This window comes from Superficieibacter sp. HKU1, from assembly GCF_029319185.1.
GTDB lineage: Bacteria > Pseudomonadota > Gammaproteobacteria > Enterobacterales > Enterobacteriaceae > Superficieibacter.
The window spans coordinates 2,380,515-2,404,387 of the sequence record NZ_CP119754.1 but is presented as its reverse complement, the minus strand read 5'-3'; the positions used below and the strand labels follow the sequence as shown (position 1 = coordinate 2,404,387).

General features: G+C 52.4%; 23 protein-coding genes and 1 pseudogene. 10 read left to right on the top strand and 14 right to left on the bottom strand.

The window, feature by feature from the left end:
* The first annotated feature begins 96 nt into the window (after positions 1–96).
* On the top strand, positions 97–792 hold the full coding sequence (gene bioD / locus P0H77_RS11485) for a dethiobiotin synthase (protein ID WP_276165005.1): 696 nt from the start codon (positions 97–99) through the stop codon (positions 790–792).
* On the opposite strand, the gene clcB is transcribed toward bioD, so the two are convergent.
* Positions 766–2,040 (bottom strand): voltage-gated ClC-type chloride channel ClcB, encoded by a 1,275-nt coding sequence (gene clcB / locus P0H77_RS11480; protein WP_276165004.1) that lies wholly within the window; start codon positions 2,038–2,040, stop codon positions 766–768. The genes bioD and clcB overlap by 27 nt on opposite strands.
* A 171-nt stretch (positions 2,041–2,211) precedes the next feature.
* Between clcB and P0H77_RS11475 the strand changes: the two genes are divergently transcribed.
* A complete protein-coding gene (locus P0H77_RS11475) occupies positions 2,212–2,643 on the top strand; it encodes a hypothetical protein (RefSeq protein WP_276165003.1) in 432 nt (143 codons plus the stop codon).
* Here P0H77_RS11475 and osmV read toward each other — a convergent pair.
* From osmV to P0H77_RS11430, 9 genes and pseudogenes are all read right to left on the bottom strand, one after another.
* Positions 2,640–3,788, bottom strand: a complete 1,149-nt coding sequence (gene osmV / locus P0H77_RS11470) for an osmoprotectant ABC transporter ATP-binding protein OsmV (RefSeq protein WP_276165002.1) — start codon at positions 3,786–3,788, stop codon at positions 2,640–2,642. The genes P0H77_RS11475 and osmV overlap by 4 nt on opposite strands.
* Positions 3,788–4,435 (bottom strand): osmoprotectant ABC transporter permease OsmW, encoded by a 648-nt coding sequence (gene osmW, locus P0H77_RS11465; RefSeq protein ID WP_276165001.1) that lies wholly within the window; start codon positions 4,433–4,435, stop codon positions 3,788–3,790. The genes osmV and osmW overlap by 1 nt, the downstream gene beginning before the upstream one ends.
* A gap of 9 nt (positions 4,436–4,444) precedes the next feature.
* Positions 4,445–5,347, bottom strand: a complete 903-nt coding sequence (gene osmX, locus P0H77_RS11460; RefSeq protein WP_276165000.1) for an osmoprotectant ABC transporter substrate-binding protein OsmX — start codon at positions 5,345–5,347, stop codon at positions 4,445–4,447.
* Positions 5,348–5,366: 19 nt separating this feature from the next.
* A complete protein-coding gene (osmY, locus tag P0H77_RS11455; RefSeq protein ID WP_276164999.1) occupies positions 5,367–6,083 on the bottom strand; it encodes an osmoprotectant ABC transporter permease OsmY in 717 nt (238 codons plus the stop codon).
* 327 nt (positions 6,084–6,410) lie between these two features.
* Positions 6,411–7,025 (bottom strand): Tat proofreading chaperone DmsD, encoded by a 615-nt coding sequence (gene dmsD / locus P0H77_RS11450; RefSeq protein ID WP_276164998.1) that lies wholly within the window; start codon positions 7,023–7,025, stop codon positions 6,411–6,413.
* Positions 7,026–7,068: 43 nt separating this feature from the next.
* Positions 7,069–7,926: a dimethyl sulfoxide reductase anchor subunit family protein gene (locus P0H77_RS11445; protein WP_276164997.1), complete on the bottom strand. Its 858-nt coding sequence runs from the start codon at positions 7,924–7,926 to the stop codon at positions 7,069–7,071.
* Between the two features lies 1 nt (position 7,927).
* Positions 7,928–8,548 carry a DMSO/selenate family reductase complex B subunit gene (locus tag P0H77_RS11440; protein WP_276164996.1) on the bottom strand — a complete coding sequence of 207 codons (621 nt, stop codon included), beginning with the start codon at positions 8,546–8,548 and terminating at the stop codon, positions 7,928–7,930.
* Positions 8,549–8,558: 10 nt separating this feature from the next.
* Positions 8,559–10,994, bottom strand: a pseudogene (gene ynfE / locus P0H77_RS11435) (selenate/tellurate reductase subunit YnfE).
* 195 nt (positions 10,995–11,189) lie between these two features.
* Complete coding sequence (locus P0H77_RS11430; protein ID WP_276164995.1) at positions 11,190–11,492, bottom strand: DUF1161 domain-containing protein; 303 nt, start codon at positions 11,490–11,492, stop codon at positions 11,190–11,192.
* A 106-nt stretch (positions 11,493–11,598) separates the two neighbouring features.
* On the opposite strand from P0H77_RS11430, the gene P0H77_RS11425 reads away from it, so the two are divergent.
* A complete protein-coding gene (locus tag P0H77_RS11425) occupies positions 11,599–12,309 on the top strand; it encodes a YnfC family lipoprotein (protein WP_276164994.1) in 711 nt (236 codons plus the stop codon).
* A gap of 14 nt (positions 12,310–12,323) precedes the next feature.
* Here P0H77_RS11425 and speG read toward each other — a convergent pair whose 3' ends face one another.
* A complete protein-coding gene (speG, locus tag P0H77_RS11420) occupies positions 12,324–12,878 on the bottom strand; it encodes a spermidine N1-acetyltransferase (protein ID WP_176920787.1) in 555 nt (184 codons plus the stop codon).
* A 36-nt stretch (positions 12,879–12,914) separates the two neighbouring features.
* Positions 12,915–13,262: a DUF1283 family protein gene (locus P0H77_RS11415; protein WP_276164993.1), complete on the bottom strand. Its 348-nt coding sequence runs from the start codon at positions 13,260–13,262 to the stop codon at positions 12,915–12,917.
* A 145-nt stretch (positions 13,263–13,407) separates the two neighbouring features.
* Here P0H77_RS11415 and P0H77_RS11410 point away from each other — a divergent pair, with 145 nt between their 5' ends.
* From P0H77_RS11410 to P0H77_RS11380, 7 genes are all read left to right on the top strand, one after another.
* Positions 13,408–13,734, top strand: coding sequence for a YnfA family protein (locus tag P0H77_RS11410; RefSeq protein ID WP_276164992.1), 327 nt, complete (start codon positions 13,408–13,410; stop codon positions 13,732–13,734).
* Positions 13,735–13,842: 108 nt separating this feature from the next.
* Positions 13,843–15,057, top strand: coding sequence for a starvation-sensing protein RspA (gene rspA, locus P0H77_RS11405; protein ID WP_276164991.1), 1,215 nt, complete (start codon positions 13,843–13,845; stop codon positions 15,055–15,057).
* Positions 15,058–15,068: 11 nt separating this feature from the next.
* Positions 15,069–16,085: a Zn-dependent oxidoreductase gene (locus tag P0H77_RS11400; protein WP_276164990.1), complete on the top strand. Its 1,017-nt coding sequence runs from the start codon at positions 15,069–15,071 to the stop codon at positions 16,083–16,085.
* 54 nt (positions 16,086–16,139) lie between these two features.
* Positions 16,140–17,516, top strand: a complete 1,377-nt coding sequence (locus tag P0H77_RS11395) for an MFS transporter (protein ID WP_276164989.1) — start codon at positions 16,140–16,142, stop codon at positions 17,514–17,516.
* Between the two features lie 83 nt (positions 17,517–17,599).
* Positions 17,600–19,006: a glucuronate isomerase gene (gene uxaC, locus P0H77_RS11390; protein WP_276164988.1), complete on the top strand. Its 1,407-nt coding sequence runs from the start codon at positions 17,600–17,602 to the stop codon at positions 19,004–19,006.
* Positions 19,007–19,033: 27 nt separating this feature from the next.
* Entirely contained in the window at positions 19,034–20,578 is a 1,545-nt protein-coding gene (locus P0H77_RS11385; RefSeq protein WP_276164987.1) for an MFS transporter, read from the top strand.
* 148 nt (positions 20,579–20,726) lie between these two features.
* Entirely contained in the window at positions 20,727–22,190 is a 1,464-nt protein-coding gene (locus P0H77_RS11380) for a mannitol dehydrogenase family protein (protein WP_276164986.1), read from the top strand.
* 50 nt (positions 22,191–22,240) lie between these two features.
* Here the strand turns inward: P0H77_RS11380 and P0H77_RS11375 are convergent, their stop codons facing one another.
* Both P0H77_RS11375 and ydfG read right to left on the bottom strand, forming a co-directional pair.
* Positions 22,241–22,927 carry a GntR family transcriptional regulator gene (locus tag P0H77_RS11375; protein WP_276164985.1) on the bottom strand — a complete coding sequence of 229 codons (687 nt, stop codon included), beginning with the start codon at positions 22,925–22,927 and terminating at the stop codon, positions 22,241–22,243.
* An 88-nt stretch (positions 22,928–23,015) separates the two neighbouring features.
* Positions 23,016–23,762 carry a bifunctional NADP-dependent 3-hydroxy acid dehydrogenase/3-hydroxypropionate dehydrogenase YdfG gene (gene ydfG / locus P0H77_RS11370; RefSeq protein ID WP_276164984.1) on the bottom strand — a complete coding sequence of 249 codons (747 nt, stop codon included), beginning with the start codon at positions 23,760–23,762 and terminating at the stop codon, positions 23,016–23,018.
* Between the last annotated feature and the right edge of the window lie 111 nt (positions 23,763–23,873).

The following is a 23,873-nucleotide window of genomic DNA, read 5'->3' as shown; positions in this document are numbered from 1 at the left end:
TAACTCAATTTAGCCACTGACATCTTCACTTAGACTTTCTCTACCCTGATCTATTAATCAGAATGATATTTACCCGATTCAACGGTGGAGTGAATCATGCTTAAGCGTTTCTTTATTACCGGTACTGATACTGCTGTCGGAAAAACGGTGGTTTCCCGCGCGCTGCTCCAGGCGATGGCTGCCTGCGGCAAAAGCGTGGCGGGGTACAAACCCGTCGCCAAAGGGAGCAAACAGACGCCGGAGGGACTGCGTAATAAAGATGCTCTGGTGCTGCAAAGCGTTTCATCACTCGCTCTGCCTTACGAAGCCATTAATCCCGTCGCGCTGAGCGAAGAGGAAAGCAGCGTGGCACACAGTTCGCCCATCAACTACTCGCGCCTTTCTGAAGGGCTTGCCAGCCTGACCCGCCAGGTTGATCACGTTGTGGTCGAAGGCACAGGGGGATGGCGTAGCCTGATGAACGATCTGCGTCCGCTCTCCGAGTGGGTGGTACAGGAGCAGCTTCCGGTGCTGATGGTGGTTGGCATTCAGGAGGGCTGTATCAACCACGCGTTATTGACCGCGCAGGCCATTGCCAATGACGGATTGCCGCTGATGGGCTGGGTCGCCAACCGTATCAATCCGGGGCTGGCGCACTATGCTGAAATTATTGACGTGCTCAGTAAAAAACTGCCCGCACCGCTGGTGGGCGAGTTGCCTTATTTGCCCAGGGCGGAGCAGCGCGATCTGGCATCCTATATCCATCTCACGATGCTCAAAGATGTACTAATGATAGATGGAGTTCCGGCGTAAGGTCCGTGACAAAACGGAGGCCGCCACGCAGGAGAGCAACAAGCCGGGTAATAACACATATTGCCCGGTCATTTCACAAATCATCAGCGCCGACATAATCGGGGCATGAGTGGTCGCCGCTAACAATGTCGCCATGCCGGTTAATCCCAGCAGAACGGCAATATCTCCATAGCCCGGTAGCCACAGCGCCCACAGACTCGCAAAAAGCATCCCCGTTGCCATACCCATAAAGAGCGTCGGTGTAAAAACGCCTCCCGGCGCGCCCGATCCGCTGCTGGCGAGCACGGCAAACAGCTTACAGACAAATATGCCTGCCACTACCGCAAACGGCGGTGGCAGATGCAAAAATCCCTGCACGACGCTATACCCATTGCCCCAGACGTCCGGCGTGAGCAGGGATAATACACCGACAATCAGGCCACCCGCGGCCAGCTGCAACGGCGGTGACAACTTCAGGCTAAGAAAAAGGCGGTGGCTGGCCGACATAAGCCAGATAAACAGCGGACCACACAACCCGGCAAGCAGGCCGGTCGCCAGCATCAACACATAGCCAATCCCTTCCACAGGTGATGTAAGCTGAACGTTGTAGAGCAGAGACGGTCCACCGTTGAGCAGCGAAGTGGTCAGCAAAGCGGTCACTGCTGCAATGACGACGGGTCCTAATGAGGCCAGCATTAAGGTACCGAATAAAATCTCGGCAATGAACAGACTGCCCGCCAGCGGCGCATGATAGGCGCTGGCCATCCCGGCTGCTGCACCGCACGCAATCCACAGTTTCCATTCCTCCTTTGCCGTAAAACGGCGCGCCAGAAAAGAGGCGGCAAGGGCAGAAAGCAGGATCATCGCGCCTTCACGACCGATGGCGCTACCGCTGACCACCACCAGCAGTGAGGCAAATGATTTGATTAGACTGGAACCGACATCAAACTCGCTGTTTTCACTTTCCAGCACTTCCATATAATCGGTTGGCGCATGAGGGCGCTGGCGGGTGTACCACTGCCAGCAGAATAAAAGGCCGCCTGCTGCCAGTCCACCGATGGCGGGCGTGATCAGGCGTCGCCACCACGGTAGCCCATTGGCGGCGTTGACCAGGCTGCCGCTATTATTGCTCAGGAAGATCCACTCCAGCGCCAGCATCGCATGGCGGAACAGGGCTACAGCCAGCGCTGCCAGCACGCCAACGGCAATCGCAAACAACAAACGCCGAAGCATGACGGTTGAGTCAGGGTAGGTATGAAGACGGTGCATGAATCATTACAGGCAATGGGTGAATAGCATAATTGTGCCGTCAATGCGGGGCGATTACAAAAGGTTAGCGTGCTACCGCGCAGAGTAATAGCTTTCTATTGTTTTCACTTCACCTTATTTTCACATAAGGGTTTTACTCTGTCCGCATAACGTCTTCAGGGATACTGGAAAATGAAATATCAGGGAGTTAAATCCATTGTAGGGTTTGTTTTATTGGGGCCGCTATTTGGCTTTATGATCACCATCACGTTCTATCTTTTTGTGGTTCCGGATGTAGGCTATTTCCTCGAGCGCGTGTTTAACGAGTCAGGCTTTATTCTTTTGTGTTGCTATGTGGTGGGATCCCTGCCCGCGCTGGCAACGGGGCTATGTTATGCGTTTAACCGTGAGACGCCCCATGTGCTGCTTTCAACGACGTTCATCGGGGCAATAACGTCATGCCTGCTGAGCGTGATTGCAAGCTTATGGCTGGCGTGGATGATGAGATTGCCTGTGCTGTATATCATTCCGCTTTTCGCGCTGACCGGTGGGCTATCGGCGCTGGGAAGCGCTTTTATTCTCAACCTCCTGATGGGCAAGCCCACCAGGAGGCATGACGATTAATTATCGCTGTGAATATTCAACGCGCGGCGGGTACGCCCGGAGCTGAGATAATCGGCGATATAGTCCTGAGAGATTTCACCGCTGTAGCGACCCTCTTCATCGACAATCGGCATCCAGCTGGTGTTACTCTCATACAATTTCGACAGTACCACGCGCAGGTTATCTTCAGCTTTACCGGTGACGCGGAACGGATGCAGCAGGGCCGCACTTTCTCCGGTCGCGTTACGTGCTTCCCGACGTTTGATAAAGCCCAGCGGCTTACCGTCGACGTCAACAACGGTGATCGCCCGAATGTCGTTATCATCCATTATTGCAAACGCCTCTGCGGCAGGCGTTGAGCGGCGCACGGTCAGGGTTGGCTGCTGGTCGGTAACGTCACCGGCTGACACTAACAGCAGACGCTTGAGCGTGCGATCCTGACCAACAAACGAGCCCACGAACTCATTCGCCGGTTTTGCCAGCAGTTCGTCAGGGCTGGCGCACTGAACGATGCGCCCCTGGCGGAAGACGGCAATCCGGTCGCCAAGCTTCAGCGCTTCATCGATATCGTGACTGACCAGCATGACAGTTTTTTTCAGCTTGCGCTGCATTTCCAGGAACTGATTCTGGATCACCTCACGGTTAATCGGGTCGACCGCACCAAAAGGTTCATCCATCAGCAATACCGGCGGATCGGCCGCCAGGGCGCGAATAACGCCGATACGCTGCTGTTGCCCACCCGACATTTCTTTCGGATAACGGTGCAGAAACTTTTTCGAATCCAGCGCCACCATATCCATCAGCTCTTCGGCGCGGCTTTTATAGCGCGCTTTGTCCCAGCCCAGCATCCGGGGAACCACGGTGATATTTTCTTCAATGGTCATATTGGGGAACAGGCCAATCTGCTGGATCACGTAGCCAATATTACGCCGCAGCGTTACGGTATCCATCTCGCTGGTGTCCTGACCATTAATCAGGATTTTACCGCCAGATGAGGGAATCAGCCGGTTAATCATTTTCAGCGTCGTGGTCTTACCGCAACCGGAAGGGCCGAGCAAAACGCACATCTCACCTTCAGGCACATTGAGGTTAACGTTGTCGACCGCGTTAAATGTCTGGCCGTTCTTTTGCTTAAATTGTTTAGTCAGGTTTTCCAGTTTTATCATTATCGTATCCCCTTCGGTGTCAGCATGATTTGCAGACGATGCAGTAACCAGTCCAGCACAATCGCCAGCAGACAAATCATTAATGCGCCGGCAATCAGCATGCGAATATCGCTTCCGCCGATACCGTTAAGTAATAAAAGGCCCAGCCCGCCTGCGCCAATGACGGCGGCTATCGCCATTACCCCGATATTCATTACTACCGCAGTACGAATACCGCCGAAAATAACCGGCAGCGCCATCGGGATCTCAACCCAGCGCAGACGTTGCCAGAACGTCATACCAATGCCGCGACCCGCCTCGCGCAAACCCGGCGGCAGATTATCCAGCGCGGTATGCGTGTTACGCACGATAGGCAGCAGCGAGTACAAAAACACGGCGGTAATAGCGGGGAGGGCACCAATCCCCTGGCCTATCAGGGAAAAGATCGGGATCATCAGGCCGAATAGCGCAATGGAAGGAATGGTCAACAGAATGGTCGCCAGTCCCAGCACCGGGGTTGCCAGCCATTTATAGCGTACAATCACAATTCCAAGCGGTACGCCAATAATAATCGCCAGCCCCACCGCCAGCCCAACCAGCCACAGGTGCTGGAACGTCAGGCTGGAGATATAGCCAGCATTATCAATCATGTAATGTATGGTATCCATCTGCGCTCCTTATAGCAGGCCTTTGCTGTGCAGGAAGTCGCGGGCGACCTGCTGAGGTGACTGATGATCGATATCCACTTTGGCGTTCAAATCGATGATCGTTTCGTTATTCAACTGGTCCGACAGCGTATTGAGTGCTTCCTCCAGTCCCGGGTTAGCCTCCAGCGTATCCTTACGCACCACCGGGGTGACGGCATAGCTTGGGAAAAAGCCTTTATCGTCTTCCAGTACTTTCAGGTCGAAGCCTTTAATACGACCATCAGTGGTATAAATCAGACCCGCGTCAACGAAGCCATCACGAATGGCGTTGTACACCAGACCCGGATCCATCTGGCGGATTTGCGGGCGGTCAAGTTCCATCTGATAGGCCTTCTGAAGCGGTTTCATGCCGTCGCTGCGCCCGGAAAATTCGAGATCCAGTCCCAGCAACCAGTTTTTATCCGGATCGGTTTGACGAATATTTTCGATCTTTGCCACCATTTGCGACATGGTGGTTATGTGCTCAGCCTCAGCACGCTTACGCTGCATGGCAAAGGCGTAGGTATTGTTCATATCCGCGGGTTTGAGCCAGACCAGACCGTGTTTGGCATCCAGCTTTTTCACCGTGTCGTAGGTCTCCTGCGGGGTCATTCTTTTGTTGATGTGATTAAAGATAATCAGTGACGTGCCGGTGTATTCCCACGTCATATCAATCTGCTTGTTAATCATGGCATTGCGCGAAATGACCGTCGCAATATTGGTCTGCGGCTGAACCTGAAATCCTTTCTTTTGCAAATATTGCACGGTCATGGCTGAAAGAATGTGCTGTTCCGTGAAGCTTTTGGTTGCCAGGACCAGCGGGGCGGCGCTGGCCTGCGTGGCGACAAGCGTCGCCGCCGCAAGCAGGCCAATAAAGTGTCTACGTAACGTCATATAACGCTCCTTATTATTGTTATCGGGCGACGTGCGGCGTCAGGATCCGGCCAAGGCTTGCCAGCAGGACGTCAAGAATTAAGGCAAACAGCGCAGTCGCCGTGGCACCAAGAATGAGCGTTGGGAAATCATTGAGATAGATGCCGGGGAAAATCAGCTCACCGTAGCTGCTGGCACCAATAAGAAAGGCCAGCGGGGCAGTACCTACGTTGATTGCCGTGGCAATGCGGATCCCGGAAAGCATGACGCTCCAGGCATTAGGCAATTCCACCTGGCGCAGACGCTGCCATTTGGTCATCCCAATACCATTCGCCGCCTCCAGCAGCGAGGCCGGAACCGAGCACAGCCCGGCGTAGGTGTTACGCACAATCGGCAGCAGAGACGCAAGGAAAAGTGCAATTATCGCCGGCGTGTCACCGATGCCGATAAACACCATCGCCAGTGCCAGCACGGCCAGCGGTGGCAGGGTATTGCCGATATTAAATATCTGCATCACGTATTCCGCCACGCCGCGAGCGGCAGGGCGACTAAGTAAGATCCCACAAGGAATACCTACCAGCAGCGCTAAAAACATAGAACTAAATACGAGGATCAGATGCTGTTGTCCGAGATAAATGAGGTCAACTTTTCGCGCCATAATCGTTTCGGGACCAATGCCCCAAACCAGTAATGCCAGCACGATAATGATTGCTGCAACGAATAAAAGCGCGCGCTGAAGCGCAGTAACATTATGCATTCTTGTCCCTCTCCCTGTATGCATGTGTTATAGCAACCCGTTGGTTGCATGTTGTTATGCCATGTCTGGCAGGGTCATAGAGCTATAGCAAGGGAGGGGAAGGGATGCCACAAAGTCACGAAATTAATAGTTTCGTCAGGGAAGTGTAACCATTGGTTATGCCTTATAACGTAATGGCTGAGGACAATATTACGGAAAAGTCTTAAAAAATCTTTTTAAAAGTGACGGTGTCACTTGAGTTAACATTTAATCAGTAAAATTGTCTTTTATTCAAGCAGAAAGCTAAAACATGCCGGAGTGCGAGGGCGCCCCGGCATGTTGCTACGATTAGCGATAAAGCGGCTTTTGGGCGACCGGAATTAACAACCGTTCCTGCCATTGTGCCAGCGTGAGTTGCGCCAACTGACCGAGGGCCTGATAAAAGGGATGGTCAGCATGCTCACTGAATAGCGTCAGAAAACGTCCCGACCACGGCAGCAGATGCCAGGCCAGGAGCTGTTCACATTGCGCCTCGCGGCCATGTTCACTGAGCCAGGCAACCAGCAGCAGTAGGGTGCCGAAATGATCTTCAGGCTCATTTTGATGACTATCGAAGGCAATGTCGTTTTCACGCATCCATTGGCGCAGCGCGAGCGTCGAGTCGCCAAATAGCACGCTTTCCCGATCCAACCAGACGGACCCCCAGGGTGGCGCGGGCAGGGTCCACGGGCCCACAAAAAGGCGCTGGAAAGCTTCGGGCAGAGACTCGTCGCTTTTTTGACTGAAGGTGTTAACCAGCGGCTCCAGTGCTTCCGCTGGAAGCGGCCACTGCCCGGCCCATTCACCGCTGACAAAGGCATCTGCCAGCGTGGCAACATCAGGCGTATCCGGCGGATAATAAAAGAGTGCGCCCAGCACGCGAGCTGTAAAAGCAAACGATCCGCACTCGTGTAATTCATTCATTCTTTGTTTCCTTAAAAGGCGCAGCGTGGGCTGCGCCTGCTACTTATCCGGCAACGGCCATGCCAGTGGTCATATGCAGACCATAAAACACCACGCGTCCCAGTACTTCACCGGCGACAATCAGTACCCAACCCGTTAATAAGCTGATGAGGTGCGGCGATTGACGGCGGACAAGCGGGCAAATCCAGCAGCCCAGACCGAGCGCCAGCAATCCCAGACGGCAAATCTGTATCACAGCATAATCTGGTACCAGCGCGCTGGCCTGCTGTACGGAACTTTGTACCGTGCCAATGTGTGCGCCCTGTAATAGCATAACCGCAGCACTGACCAGTAAGGCGACAATGCTAAGCGAGGCGAACACGGTCCCTTTAAACGGAATTCGTGCCGCACACAGCAGTAATGCGCCAAAAATAGGGCCGCCTGTCAATGCGGTGAGGAAGAAACTTGCCGTGGTATAGCCGGTGTACCAGGTCGGCACCGTATCAATCTGATACACGCGGGTCATGGCCCAGATGAAAAGAATCCCCAGCACCATGCTGATAATCAGCCAGATTTTACCCAATAGCGCAGGCATTTTACCGATCACGGCGACCAGCCACCCGATGCCGCCCACAGCAAAAAACAGCGAGCCGCTGGCAATTTCATTACTGAGTGCGGAGGCACCGACCCGATTCAGCGAGTTAAACGCTCTCAGCGGTGAGCCGAGGTGCATTACCGAGGCCAGAAAAGCAATCCCCATTACCAGCCAGAGAAAAAACATGCTGCGGACAATCCGCTGCTGACCGGCACGATCGTCAGAGCACGCCATCCACCCCAGTCCCGTGACAATCAGTCCGCCCACCACGCATTGTCCGAGTACAGTAAACAGCACCAGCGGCCATTCATGCCATCCATTTCCCATTTCAGACTTCCTCCGGGTTTGCCAGGTAACCAGTGGTATCCCCACATGAACGGCTGTTGGCATTAGGTTTAATCACGATATTCGGCCGGGTGAAATGTGCGCCTGGCAACGGCGCCACCGCCGCCAGCTCACCGTATTTTTCCCGTAGTTCAGCAATCGGCGCAAAATCCAGCGCCCGCAGTGGACAGGATTCGACGCAAATCGGTTTTTTCCCCTCGTTGATGACGCGGTCGTGGCAGCCGTCGCATTTGGTCATATGGCCTTTCGCGGCGTTATACTGCGGCGCGCCGTAAGGACACGCCATATGGCAGTAGCGGCAACCGATGCAGATATCCTCATCAACGATAACGAAACCATCCTCACGCTTGTGCATTGCGCCGCTTGGACAGACTTTGGTACACGCCGGATCGTCGCAATGGTTACAGGCAATTGACAGGTAATAGGCAAACACGTTTTGCTGCCAGACGCCGTTATCTTCCTGCCAGTCTCCACCGGCATATTCGTAAATTCGGCGGAAACTGACGTCCGGGGTGAGATCCTTATAATCTTTACAGGCCAGTTCGCAGGTTTTGCATCCGGTGCAGCGGCTGGAATCGATATAAAATCCGTATTGCGTGGTCATGTGCGGCTCCTTAAACCTTCTCGATTTCAACCAGATTGGTATGCTGAGGATTGCCTTTCGCCAGCGGCGAAGGACGATGGGTGGTGAGCGTATTCATGCAGGAGCCATGATCGACTCTGTCGCCGGTCATATCCGCATCGTGCCATGCGCCCTGGCCCATCGCGCTCACCCCCGGCATAATGCGCGGCGTCACTTTCGCGGCAATACGCACTTCGCCGCGCGCATTGAACACCCGGACCATGTCGCCATTGGCAATTCCACGCTTCTGCGCATCCAGCGGATTGATCCACACCTCCTGGCGGCAGGCGCTTTTCAGCACATCAATGTTGCCGTAGCTGGAGTGGGTACGCGCTTTGTAATGAAAGCCAAAAAGCTGCAGCGGGAATGTATTCCTCTGCGGATCGTCCCAGCCTTCGAACGTAGAGGCATATACGGGCAGCGGGCTTATCACCTCATCTTTTTCCAGTTCCCAGTGGGTCGCGATGTCTGCCAGACGGCTGGAGTAGATTTCAATCTTGCCGGACGGCGTTTTGAGAGGATTAGCGAGCGGATCGTCGCGGAACTTTTTATACGCAACGAAATGCCCTGCCGGATCTTTACGTTTGTAAATCCCCATTTTTTTCAATTCGTCATACGACGGCAGAAGGGGATCTTTTTACAGCATTTTCGCGTAGAGGTATTTCAGCCACTCTTCCTGAGTGCGGCCTTCCGTAAATCGCTGATAAACATCCGGGCCCAGCCGTTTTGCCACTTCGCTCATCATCCAGTAAATCGGGCGACGTTCAAATTTCGGCGCGGTGGCGGGCTGGATAAAAATGAGATACCCCATATTCCCGGCATAATCGTTAGGAATAATATCTTCCTGTTCAACGGTCATCAGATCCGGCAGCAGGATATCGGCGTATTTTGCTGATGAGGTCATAAAATTATCAATAACGACGATGGTTTCGCATTTGCTCTCATCCTGCAAAATATCGTGGGTTTTATTGATATCGGAATGCTGATTGGTAATGGTGTTGCCCGCGTAGTTCCAGATGAACTTAATGGGCACGTCGAGCTTGTCTTTTCCGCGCACGCCGTCGCGGGTGGCCGTCATTTCCGGGCCACGGGCGATGGCATCAGTCCAGCTAAAGCAGGAGATTTGCGTTTTAACCGGGTTATCCGGCAGCGGCATACGCTCAATGGTGATGGTGTACGTTGATTCGCGCGCACCGCTGTTACCACCGCTGATCCCCACATTGCCGGTCAGGATCGGCAACATTACAATGGCCCGCGACGTTAATTCGCCGTTAGCCTGACGCTGCGGTCCCCAGCCCTGGCAAATATAAGCAGGTTTAGCAGAACCGATTTCCCGGGCCAGTTTGATGATCCGCTCGGCGGGAATACCGGTAATATGCGCTGCCCAGGCAGGTGTTTTCGCCACGCCGTCATCGCCGTCACCCAGAATATACGCTTTATAATGGCTATTGGCCGGAGCGCCTTCAGGCAAGGTATTCTCATCATAGCCAACGCAGTAACGATCGAGAAAATCCTGATCGACCAGATTTTCAGTAATGAGTACCCAGGCCAGTCCGGCGACCAGTGCGGCATCCGTGCCGGGACGGATGGGGATCCACTCATCTTCGCGCCCGGCGGCCGTGTCGGTATAGCGCGGGTCGATAACAATCATTCTGGCATTCGAACGCTCGCGTGCCTGCTCCAGAAACCAGGTGATCCCGCCGCCGCTCATGCGGGTTTCAGCAGGGTTATTACCGAACATTACTACCAGCTTTGAGTTTTCAATATCAGAGGTGCTGTTGCCCTCATTCGAGCCGTAGGTGTAGGGCATCGCGCAGGCAATTTGCGCGGTAGAATAGGTGCCGTAGTGACTCAGAAACCCGCCATAGCAGTTCATCAGTCGGGCCACCAGGGAAGCATATGGCGAGGAGCGGGTAATATTACCGCCCACAATGCCGGAGGAATAATTAATATAAACGGCTTCGTTACCGTACTTCTCCACCACGTTTTTCAGGTTTTGACTAATTGTATCCAGCGCCTCATCCCAGCTTATGCGCTCAAATTTACCTTCTCCGCGTTTACCCACCCGTTTCATAGGATAATTCAGGCGGTCGGGATGATTAATCCGTCGGCGAATAGAACGCCCGCGTAAACAGGCCCGCACCTGGTGATCGCCGTAAACGTCGTGGCCGGTATTATCGGTTTCTACCCAATAAACTTCGTCATCACGAACATGCAGGCGTAAAGCACAGCGGCTGCCGCAGTTGACGGAACAGGCTCCCCACACCACTTTATCCGAGGGCTGAGTGGCTTGTTGAACGGCTGCAGCTGCGGTTTTGTACCCAAAAGGTAGAGAAAAATTTCCGGCAGCCAGCGCCAGCGAACCTATTGCCGTTGATTTGACAAGGGTTCGTCGGCTGATCCCACCAGGATTTTCGACATTGGACATAATTGCTCCATCATAGTTATCGTAATAAAAACATTACCGGCCGAAATTAATACCGGCCTAATGATGGACAATGCTACCTCTTCATGGGTACGGATTATTATCACGGGTCAAACGGGGAGGCATTAAGGAAAGAAAAAAAGGCGTTTAATAGATCTGGCTCACAGTATTAAACGCCATTACTAAGATTGAACTGATTTACTGCGGTTCAGCTGGCTGTCCGTCCTGGGTCGCGTTACCGCTTACCGGATAGTTGCCGCTGCTGGTACGGGTATAAAGGATTTTGTAGGTATCATTAGCACAATGACCCACGACCTGCGAATCAGGCTGGTCCGTCTGATCGTTAGGTACGATGGCAAGCGTGAAACCCGCTTCCGGTACGCCATTATTAATGATTTTTTGCTGAATATCGCTTTTCACCCGCTCACAGGAATCCGGGGCGGCCAGCGCCGGGGCTGAACCCACTAAAAGCAGGGCGATTAACCAACGGGACGTTTTCATTTCATCATCTCCTAATCTCAGGATTTACGCTAAAGCATAGCACAGGCAGTGTAAACGTCTGTATTTGCTATTATAATTGAGAAAGGTCCTGACTCAGGTAGATAACGTGAACAAATTACTGATTTTAATCCCCTTCGGGGCACTGCTGGCAAGCTGTGATGAACCGACCGCGCCGGTGGCTTTTACCCCGGAAATGGCGGGGTTTTCCAGCGAATTCGACTTTGATCCCTTGCGTGGACCTGTTAAAGAATTCAGCCAGACGCTGCTCGACGAGAAGGGCGAGGTCGCGAAACGCGTTTCTGCCTCCATGTCCAAAGAGGGATGCTTTGACGTGCTGGAGTTACATGACGTGGCTAACGACTCTGGCGTGGCGTTGATCCTGGATGCGAATTATTATCTGGATGCGCAAACGCATGAGAAAAAACTCCGCACCCAGGGTAAATGCCAGCTGGCGGAACTGCCTGCCGCGGGGCTGTCCTGGGAAACGAATGACAAAGGTTTTATAACCGCTGCGAAAGGGCGTGAGGTCCAGATACACTATCAATACGACGACGAAGGCTATCCGTTGGGCAAAACCTCTGAAGCAAAAGATAAACAGCTTAAAGATGAGATTAAACCGTCAGCCGATCCGCGCAAAAAAATGGATTATACCGCGGTAAGCTTGTTGAACGACAAGCCACTGACCCGGGCGAAACAATCCTGCGATTACGATAGCCACGATAACCCGGTAAGCTGTAAATTGCTGCTCACCGATGAAAGCGCCTCTCCTGCGGTAGAGACGCACTATACGATTAAATACAGCACAAAATATTACTAAGCCGACCGCGCATTTTATTGCGCGGTCGGTTTTAACAGCGTCTGGCCGGATGGCTTGTGGTTTTCCAGATACTCCTGCTGGAATATGCACATACGGATAGTGTTGCGGTATTCACCGTTAATAAAAAACTCGTGGATCAACTCACCTTCGATACGGAATCCAAGCTTGCGATAAATATGGATCGCTTTCTCATTTTCCTTATCGACGATCAGATAGAGCTTATAAAGGTTTAGTACGGTGAAGCCATAATCCATCGCCAGCTTTGCCGCACGAGAGGCCAGCCCTTTCCCCTGATGTTCAGGCGAAATGATAATCTGGAACTCAGCCCGGCGGTGAACGTGGTTTATCTCTACCAGTTCAACCAGCCCCACGTTATCGCCATTGCATTCAACGACGAAACGACGCTCGCTTTGATCGTGTATGTGCTTGTCATAGAGATCGGACAGCTCGACAAACGCCTCGTAAGGCTCTTCAAACCAGTAGCGCATCACGCTGGCGTTATTGTCGAGCTGGTGCACAAAGCGCAAATCTTCACGCTCAAGCGGGCGCAGTTTAATGACGTCGGTCATCAGAATTCCTTTCTTGTCATTGTTAACAACAGACACTTAGGGTGTGACGACACGACCGGTGCGGCGATCGAGACAGCGCAGCGTATTCGGCTCCCAGTAAGCGTTCACATTGGCGCTCTGGTTGCATTTATCCTCGGCATCAAAGGCAACATCGGCTTTATCCCACTCTTTTTCGGCACGCTTGTTGACCTTCTGGCGCAGTGAGCGAGTATCGTCCCACTGCTCTTTGTCCATCGCGGCATTCTGTCGGCTTTGGGCGCTGTCACCCGACTCGATCACCAGCTTGCTGGTTTCGGCATATACCGTGCCGGAAGCGGTATAAACCACGGCGGCCAGCGCCAGCATCGCGGTCAGACCCAGGCGTTTGCTCAGTGTCATTTTCATTGAGGATCCCTCTGTCAGTACACGGAATAATATAATGCAGATTCTACTCTATCTCTCACACGTCGCCTACCCACAGAGAGTGTGTGAATATGCTCAACTGATTATGTCGTATGATGGTTCAACCGCACCTCACTGAAATGGTCACATGTTAAAAACAACCCTTCTTTTTTTTATCACCGCGCTGTGTGAAATCATCGGCTGCTTTCTGCCCTGGCTGTGGCTGAAGCGAGGGGCCACGCCGTTATTGCTGATCCCGGCAGGTCTGGCTCTGGCGATGTTCGTCTGGCTATTGACGCTTCACCCGGCGGCAAGCGGACGCGTGTATGCAGCTTATGGCGGCGTGTACGTCTGTACGGCGTTGATCTGGCTGCGGGTGGTTGACGGCGTAAAACTCAGCGTTTATGACTGGGCGGGAGCCGTAATCGCCCTGTGCGGCATGTTGATTATTATCGCGGGATGGGGGCGCGCCTGAGCGCCTTTTTTTGTGATCGAAGGCCGCTTTTTTGATAGTAATACTTGTATGGTAGTAGTTCAGGTGAGTAAATTCCCGGCATCACATACTGAGATGTAAGGGATTAAAATGAAAATTGTTGGCGCTGAAGTCTTCGTTACCTGCCCCGGACGTAACTTCGTTACGCTGAAAATTACCACCGACGAGGGTATTACGGGTCTGGGTGATGCCACGCTGAATGGCCGTGAACTGTCCGTCGCGTCCTATCTGAAGGATCATGTGTGTCCCCAGCTGATTGGCCGCAATGCACATCGCATCGAAGATATCTGGCAATTCTTTTATAAAGGGGCTTACTGGCGTCGTGGTCCGGTCACCATGTCGGCGATCTCCGCCGTGGACATGGCGCTGTGGGATATCAAGGCGAAAGCAGCCAACATGCCGCTCTACCAGTTGCTCGGTGGCGCTTCGCGCGAAGGGGTAATGGTGTATTGCCACACCACCGGTCATTCACTGGATGATGTGCTGGAAGATTATGCCCGCCACAAAGAGATGGGCTTTAAAGCCATCCGCGTTCAGTGCGGCGTGCCGGGCATGAAAACCACTTACGGCATGTCGAAAGGGAAAGGGCTGGCTTACGAGCCGGCAACGAAAGGCCAATGGCCGGAAGAGCAACTGTGGTCCACGGAAAAATACCTCGATTTCACCCCGAAACTGTTTGCGGCCGTGCGCGAAAAATTTGGCTTTAATGAACATCTGCTTCACGACATGCACCATCGCCTGACGCCGATTGAAGCCGCCCGCTTCGGTAAAAGTATCGAAGACTATCGCCTGTTCTGGATGGAAGATCCTACGCCGGCGGAGAATCAGGAGTGTTTCCGCCTGATTCGTCAGCATACGGTAACGCCGGTCGCGGTAGGTGAAGTCTTCAACAGCATCTGGGATTGCAAACAGCTGATTGAAGAACAGCTTATTGATTATATCCGCACCACCATAACCCACGCTGGTGGCATCACCGGCATGCGCCGTATTGCCGATTTTGCCTCTTTATACCAGGTGCGCACCGGCTCTCACGGTCCTTCCGATCTTTCGCCGGTTTGTATGGCCGCCGCGCTGCATTTCGATCTGTGGGTACCAAATTTCGGCGTTCAGGAATATATGGGCTATTCGGAGCAAATGCTGGAAGTCTTCCCGCATAACTGGACGTTCGACAACGGCTACATGCATCCCGGCGATAAACCGGGTCTTGGCATTGAGTTTGATGAAGCGCTCGCGGCGAAATATCCCTATGACCCGGCTTATTTACCCGTCGCCCGACTGGAAGATGGCACATTGTGGAACTGGTAACGGAGCAAAATATGAAAAGCATTGTCGTTAAACAGCCTGATGATTTAGTTATTGAGGATCGTCCGCTACCGACTCCCGCCGCAGGAGAGGTGCGGGTACGAATTAAACTGGCCGGTATATGTGGTTCAGATAGCCATATTTACCGGGGGCATAATCCATTTGCGAAATATCCGCGCGTCATCGGACATGAATTCTTTGGCGTTATTGATGCGGTGGGTGAAGGGATTGAAACGTCGCGTCTGGGGCAACGCGTGTCCGTTGATCCGGTCATAAGCTGCGGTCATTGCTATCCATGCTCGGTCGGAAAACCCAATGTATGTACCTCGCTGGTGGTACTGGGCGTTCACCGTGACGGCGGATTCAGCGAATATGCCGTGGTCCCGGCCAGGAATGCGTTTGTTATTCCCGACGCTATTCCCGACCGGCACGCGGTGATGGTCGAACCTTTTACTATTGCCGCGAATGTGACCGGTCAGGTCGCCCCCGACGCCAGGGATATTGCGCTGGTTTACGGTGCCGGGCCGATGGGATTGACCACCGTGCAGGTGCTGAAAGGGGTGTATAACGTCAGTCAGGTCATTGTTGTCGATCGTATTGATGAACGCCTTACGATGGCGAAGAAGAGTGGTGCCGACTGGGTTATAAATAACCGTGAGCACTCTCTGGCGGCGCAGCTGGCAGAAAAAGGGATACAACCCACGCTGATTATCGATGCCGCGTGTCATCCCTCTATTTTACAGGAAGCCATTTCACTGGCTTCGCCAGCGGCACGGATCGTCATTATGGGATTCTCCAGCGAGCCTGGTGAAATTATCCAGCAGGGGATTACCGGAAAAGAAATTTCTATTTTTTCTTCGCGATTGAATGCGCATAAATTTCCGGTGGTCATCGACTGGTTAACCAAGGGACTTATCGATCCAGAGAAACTCATTACGCATACTTTTGAGTATCAGCAGGTCGTTGATGCCATTAACGTTTTTGAGAAAGATCAGCAGCAGTGCTGCAAGGTATTACTCACGTTTGCTTAATGATTATATCCATGCGAGCTAGTGGTACGCACCTTACCTTTTGAGAACGCCAATATGACGCAAATTAAACATGAAAGAAGCACTAAGGATTTGGTTCGGGCCGCTTTATCCGGCTGGTTAGGAACAGCACTGGAATTTATGGATTTCCAGCTTTACTCTTTGGGTGCAGCACTGGTCTTCCATGAAATATTCTTCCCGGAACAATCAGCCGCTATGGCGCTTATTCTTGCAATGGGTACGTATGGTGCAGGTTATATTGCGCGAATTATTGGTGCGTTTATTTTTGGCAAGATGGGCGATACCATTGGCCGCAAAAAGGTATTATTTATTACCATCACCATGATGGGGATCTGTACTACGCTCATCGGTGTACTGCCAACCTATGCGCAGATTGGTATTTTTGCACCTGTTTTATTAGTCACCTTGCGCATTATTCAGGGGCTGGGAGCCGGTGCAGAAATATCGGGTGCCGGAACCATGCTTGCTGAGTATGCCCCAAAGGGAAAACGCGGCATTATCTCTTCACTGGTGGCGCTGGGTACGAACTGCGGAACATTGAGCGCCACAGCCATCTGGGCGGCGATGTTTTTCTTTCTCGACCGGGATGAGTTAGTGGCCTGGGGCTGGCGAGTGCCATTTCTGGCAAGTGTAGTGGTCATGGTTTTTGCCATCTGGCTCCGCCTGAACCTGAAAGAAAGTCCGGTGTTCGAAAAAGTCAATGATACCGGGCGTTCTCAGGTGAGCGCTCAGTCTCAGCAGACAACATTGGGCGCAACGTTTAAAAGCAAATCCTTCTGGCTGGCAACCGGGCTTCGTTTTGGCCAGGCCGGAAATTCAGGTCTGATCCAGACGTTTCTGGCGGGTTATCTGGTGCAAACGTTGCTCTTTGATAAGGGTATTCCCACCGATGCGCTGATGATCAGTTCAGTGCTGGGTTTCCTGACAATTCCTTTATTAGGCTGGTTGTCAGATAAAGTTGGCCGTCGCTTACCGTATATTTTGTTGAATATTTCCGCCATTGTTCTGGCATATCCTATGCTGGCTATTATTGTGGATAAAACGTATACCCCCGGCGTAATTATGCTGGCGCTTATTGTGATTCACAACTTCGCGGTGCTGGGACTTTTTGCCCTGGAAAATATTACCATGGCAGAAATATTTGGTTCGCGGAACCGCTTTACCCGGATGGCTATTTCGAAAGAAGCGGGTGGTTTGGTTGCGGTTGGGTTTGGCCCGGTACTGGCAGGGATTTTCTGTAATATGACGGGGTCGTGGTTGCCTATTGTCGCCATGCTTATCATCTATTCATTTATTGGCCTTGTTGCGGCGTGGATAATGCCTGAGGTTAAAGATCGCGATTTAAGTATTGCTGAAGATGCCGCTGAAGTTCAAAAAGCGGTAAAAGCGACGAGCGCCCGTCATTATATTTGAACTAAAGGGTGCTGTGTAAGCAGTGCCTTTCATTCAGCTTTGTCCGACGGCTATTTACCACTCCGTCGGGTGTGGAGAATATTATGAGTTTTATAAACGATCGCTTTATGATCACCAACGAACCTGGTCTTGAACTTTATCAACAGGTCGCTAAACATCTGCCGATTATTGATTACCACTGTCATCTTGATGCCAGAGAAATTTATCAAAATAAGGCATTTGATAATATCACCCAACTGTGGCTTGCGGGCGACCATTATAAATGGCGAGCGATGCGGGCGAATGGCGTCAGCGAAGCCCTGATTACCGGAGATGCCTCCGACGAGGAAAAATTTCAGGCCTGGGCGCAAACGGTGGAGTCCTGCTTTGGCAATCCGCTCTATCACTGGACGCACCTGGAATTAAACTTTTACTTTGCCTGCGACACAATGCTGGACAGCCATAACTGGCGCGAGGTAATGGAGGCATGTAATCGCCGGTTAAAAGAAGATGAATTTAAGCCGCAAGCGTTGATTTCCCGCTCTGGCGTCGAGGTCATTTGTACCACCGACTCACCGCTGGACTCATTACACTATCATCGGCTGTTAGCCAGTGATAACACGCTGCCCTTTAAAGTATTACCGACGTTCCGTCCGGATGAAATGTTTGATGAAAATCCCGCCACCTGGTCAGCTTTTATAACGAAGCTCGCGGAACTAACCGACAAACAGATTTCGTCGCTTGATGATTTCGAGGCCGCGATTGCTCAGCGGATTGATTTCTTTCATGACGTGGGATGCCGTATTTCCGACCATGGCCCACTGGCCATCAATTATGTGCCAGCCGATAAAGCACAGGTCGCGAGCCTGTTTCTGAGGAAGCTCAATGGCGAAACGCTAGACGTGAATGAAAACGCCATTATCAGCAGCGCGATGTTTATCCAGCTGGCGAAACAGTATAAAAAACACCGCTGGGCAATGCAGATCCATTTTGGCGCGATCCGCAATAATAATAGCAAAATGCGTGAAGCCCTGGGCATCAACACCGGCTTTGACTCGATTAACGATCAGGTCAATCTCGCCTCCAGCCTTAATCGCTTACTGGATGCAATGGCCCAACAGAATGCCCTGCCTAAAACCATTCTTTATAACCTGAACCCTGTCTATAACGATATTGTCGCGACCACCGTGGCTAATTTTCAGTCCGCAGACGAGGGGGTTAAGTCGCCGATCCAGTTTGGCTCTGGCTGGTGGTTTAACGATACCCGCCGCGGAATGGAAAGCCAGCTTAATTCTCTGGCCGATCAGGGACTGCTGATGAATTTTGTCGGCATGCTGACGGATTCGCGTAGCCTCGTGTCCTACACCCGGCACGATTATTTCCGCCGTATCCTGTGCAATCTCATCGGTGGGTGGGTTGAGCGTGGCGAAGTCCCTGATAATAAAGACATACTGACCCGTATGATAAAAAATATTTGCCACGACAATGCTGAGAACTATTTCAAATTTTAATTAGATAGCTTCCGATGAGGATAGAACATGACTCGCAAAAATAAAAAAATAACCATACCGGTGAGTATCGGTTATGGCCTGACCGATATTATGGGCGGTGGGGCTTTCACGGTTATTGGTGCCTGGTTATTATTTTTCTATACAACGTTTGTCGGCCTTTCTCCCGTTGAGGCCGCCTCTATCGTGGCTATCGCCCGTATTGTGGATGCGATTGTCAGCCTGTTTATGGGGAGTTTTACCGATCATTTCTACAAGAACGCGCTAGGTAAAAAATTTGGCCGCCGTCGTTTCTTTCTGCTGATCGGTGCGCCTTTAATGCTGGTCTATACCTTACTGTGGCTGGATGGCATGGGCTACGGTTTCTATCTGGCCGTGTACCTGGCGTTTGAGGTGATTGCCGCTATGGTACTTATTCCATGGGAGACATTACCCTCGGAGATGACCAAAGACTTTAACTCGCGGACTAAACTGTCGACCTGCCGCATGTTTCTGTCTGCCACCGGCACCTTCCTCGCCACTTTTATTCCCGGCTTGCTGATTAATCATTTTGGTGAACATAATGCCAACGCCTATATGATTAACGGCGTCGTGTTTGCGGTACTGTTTATGTTCTGCGTATTTATTTCGTGGAAAGTGACCTGGGAGCGGGAATTAACGCCAGAGATGCTGGCCGAGCTTGAAAGCACGGCTGCGCCGAAAACGTTCGCTGAAAATATGCGCAGGGTCGGCGGCTTATTTAAAGATTACGCTTCAACCCTGAAAGTCAGGGCGTTCAGAAAACATCTGGCTATCTACCTGTTTTCCTTTACCGGCAAAGATGTTTACAACACGGTATTCGTCTTTTTTTGCGTCTATTGCCTGAATGTCTCTTCGGCTTTTGCCGGCAGCTTACTCTCCATGAGTATTGTGGGGCTGCCGGTTACATTATTAGCCGGTCTTGCCATTATTAAATTTGGGCCATCACGGCTATATGTTTTTGCCTATAGCGTCATGCTGTTATGCCTGCTTGGCTTTTTTATCGTCTATCAGTTCCCGGCGTGGAATACCATTCCGACGCTGATTGTGCTGGCTGCGGTTTATCAGGTCGGGCGCTGCGTTCTGGAGTTTACGCCGTGGAACGTCTTTCCGTTCATTCCCGATATTGACGAAATGATCACCCGCCAGCGTCGGGAAGGGCTGTTCGCCGCCGTGATGACGTTCTCCCGTAAAACGACGGTTGCCATTGCCACCTTTGTGGTCGGCGTGCTGTTACAAAGCGGAGGTTATGTTAAAGGCAGTCAGGTGCAGCCACAGGAAGCCATTACGACGATCGCCATCCTGCTGTTTGCCGGGACGGGATGTCTGCTGGTCATCGCATTATGGCAGGCGCTGACTTTCCATCTTAATAAGCAAACCCACAAAATTTTCGTTGATGAAGTTGAACGACTTAAAGCGCATGGTGCGAAACAGGACGTGGACCCGAAAACGCGGCAGATTGTCGAAGATCTTACCGGTTATCGCTATGACCAGCTGTGGAACGATCCCGCGCAGGCAGGTGTGGTACCCGCGGAAAATTTGTCTAAAGCACATTAATGCCCGATGGCATCGGCAGAAGATTCCGATGCTGTCACACATGTTTTGATTTTGTTATACCAATTGCGACGAGTTTAATACAAATCAAAGTATCCGCTGCACCGGAGGGTAATCTGGTGCAGTAAAATCATCCTATAGCGAGTTAAATATGGAAAACGAACTCTTAAAAGCGAAAGCCACGCTTCCGGCTTATGATCGGAGCGCACTCAAACCCCGTATCGTTCACCTTGGTTTCGGGGCGTTTCATCGTGCGCATCAGGGCGTTTACGCGGATATCCTGGCTTCAGAACACGGCAGCGACTGGGGCTATGTTGAAGTAAATTTAATTGGCGGCGAGCAGCAGGTTGCCGATCTCAAAAAGCAGGACCACCTTTATACCGTCGCGGAAATGTCGGCGGATGCCTGGACCGCTCGGGTTGTCGGAGTGGTAAAGGAAGCGCTGCACGCGCAGGTTGATGGGCTGGAAGCCGTACTGGCAAAAATGTGTGAACCACAGGTTGCCATCGTGTCATTGACGATCACCGAGAAAGGGTACTGCCACTCTCCGGCGACCGGGAAGCTGATGCTCGACCATCCGCTGATTGTGGGAGATCTGCAAAACCCGCACCAACCGAAATCAGCGGTCGGGGTGATTGTCGAAGCCCTGGCGCGCCGTAAAGCCTCCGGGCTACCGGCCTTCAGTGTGATGTCCTGCGACAACATGCCTGAAAACGGCCACGTCATGCGTAACGTTGTATGCGCCTACGCTCGCGAAGTGAATGCCGATCTGGCCGGGTGGATTGAGCAAAATGTCACCTTCCCGTCAACGATGGTGGACCGTATCGTACCGGCAGTAACGCCGGATACGCTTAATAAGATTGAGCAACTGACGGGCGTGCGCGATCCGGCTGGCGTGGCCTGTGAACCTTTCCGTCAGTGGGTGATTGAAGATAACTTCGTGGCAGGGCGTCCTGAATGGGAAAAAGCCGGTGCGGAGCTGGTGGCCGATGTGCTGCCGTTCGAAGAGATGAAACTGCGTATGCTTAACGGCAGTCACTCCTTCCTCGCCTATCTGGGCTATCTTGCCGGCTATCAGCATATCAATGACTGTATGGAAGATGATAATTACCGTCTTGCCGCCCATGCGCTTATGCTCCAGGAGCAGGCACCTACGCTGAAAGTGCAGGGCGTCGATCTCAAACAGTACGCCGACAGACTGATTGAACGCTACAGTAACCCGGCGCTGCGCCACCGTACCTGGCAAATCGCCATGGACGGTAGCCAGAAACTGCCGCAGCGGATGCTGGACTCCGTGCGCTGGCATCTGGCGCACCAGAGCCGCTTTGCGCTTCTGGCGCTGGGCGTGGCTGGCTGGATGCGCTACGTGAGTGGCGTGGACGATCAGGGTAACCCCATTGAAATCTGCGATCCGCAGTTAGCGGTCATTCAGGAGGCGGTGAACCGTAGCGAAGAGGGGCCAGCGCGTGTTCAGGCACTGCTGGGCATCGAGGCGATCTTTGGTAAGGGACTGCCGGATGACAGTCAATTTGTCAGCGCCGTAACGCAGGCGTATCAGATGCTGCTGGAGAAGGGCGCGAAAGCAACGGTCGCACACGTTGTGGCTAATCGCTAAACGTTAACAGGGCCGGACGGAACCACCTCGTCCGGCAACATTTTTTACAGTCAATCTTCACTAAACCAGTCGCGGTTTTCCTGACGAATCAGCTGTACAGAACCGCTAATTTCCTGCAAATGTAGCGCCATTGCCTTTTCAACCGTATCGGCATCGCGCTGCTGGAGAGCGGCAAAAATATCAAGGTGCTGGCGGAGGAGCATTTCCGGTGGGGAAACATGATCAAGACTCATGTAACGCACCCGGTCAATGGCCGCTTTGATATTTTCAATAGTATCCCACGCCAGCTGACAGTCCGCGATCAGCGCCAGCTTCTGATGAAATTCGTCATCAAGCAGAAAAAAATCGTTGAGCTGCTTACGCTCAATGGCAATCTGCTGCTGATGCAGGTTTTGCTCAAGCTGCCAGAGTTGTTCATCATTAATCATCCCTGCTGCGCGCCGGACGACGGCGCATTCAATCGCCTGACGAACAAAACACCCGTTCCGCACCTGGGAAAGTGAGATCTTGTTGACGTAACTGCCGCGCTGCGGACGGATCTGGATCAGACCATTTTCTGCAAGTTTAATGAAGGCTTCTCGCACCGGCTGACGAGAGACATCAAAGCGGACTGAAATTTCTTTCTCGGAGAGCGGCGTGCCGGGCGCAATCAGGCAATGCACGATATCCCGGCGTAAAATCCGGTAGATCTGCTGATTAACTGGCTGTGTAGGGTTCAGTTGGGTCTCGAAGGTCATTCATTCTTACTTTTTAGGCGATTAACCAGTTGATTTTACCACCACTTCACTATTTTCAATACCCGGCCTTGCGACCGGGCGATAAAAATTAACCCCGATGTACGCTCAACCCGGCATAGGTCTGACTCACGGGCATCATTTCAAGGGTGTTAATGTTGACATGCTTCGGCAGTGTGGCAACCCACCACACCGCTTCAGAGATATCTTCCGCAGACAGCGCGGTGGTGTTTTCGTAGGTTTTATCCGCTTTCGCATCGTCGCCTTTAAAGCGCACATTGGAAAACTCGGTGCCCCCAACCAGCCCCGGCTCAATGTTCGTCACGCGGACTGCAGTTCCATTAAGATCGGTTCGTAAGTTGAGGCTGAACTGACGGACAAACGCTTTGGTTGCCCCGTACACGTTACCTCCCGCATACGGCCAGCTACCGGCTGTAGACCCGAGATTAATCACATGCCCACGGTTGCGCTCGACCATGCCGGGCAGGAAGGCGCGCGTCATATACACCAGCCCCTTATTATTGGTATCGATCATATTTTCCCAGTCTTCGACGCTCGCTTTGTGTGCAGGCTCCATGCCCAGCGCCAGTCCGGCGTTATTAACCAGGATATCGATGTCGCGCCATTCTGCGGGCAGTGACGCGAGTTTCTCGTCGATTGCGGCGCGATCGCGTACATCCAGTTGCAGTGGATAAATGGCATCGCCAAGCTCATCTTTCAGCGCCTGCAGACGCTCCTGGCGGCGGCCGGTTGCAATCACTTTATGTCCATTTCCAACGAAACGGCGCGTAATGCTTTCACCAAAACCCGCCGTCGCGCCTGTTACCAGAATAATCATCTCACTGTTCCTCAACGCTTTTTGTGTTGTATAACCTTAACATGCGTTCCCGGTTTGCGGGAAACCGAAGTTAAGTGTGGCAAAAAAGTGCCGCTAACGTTTGGATAGATG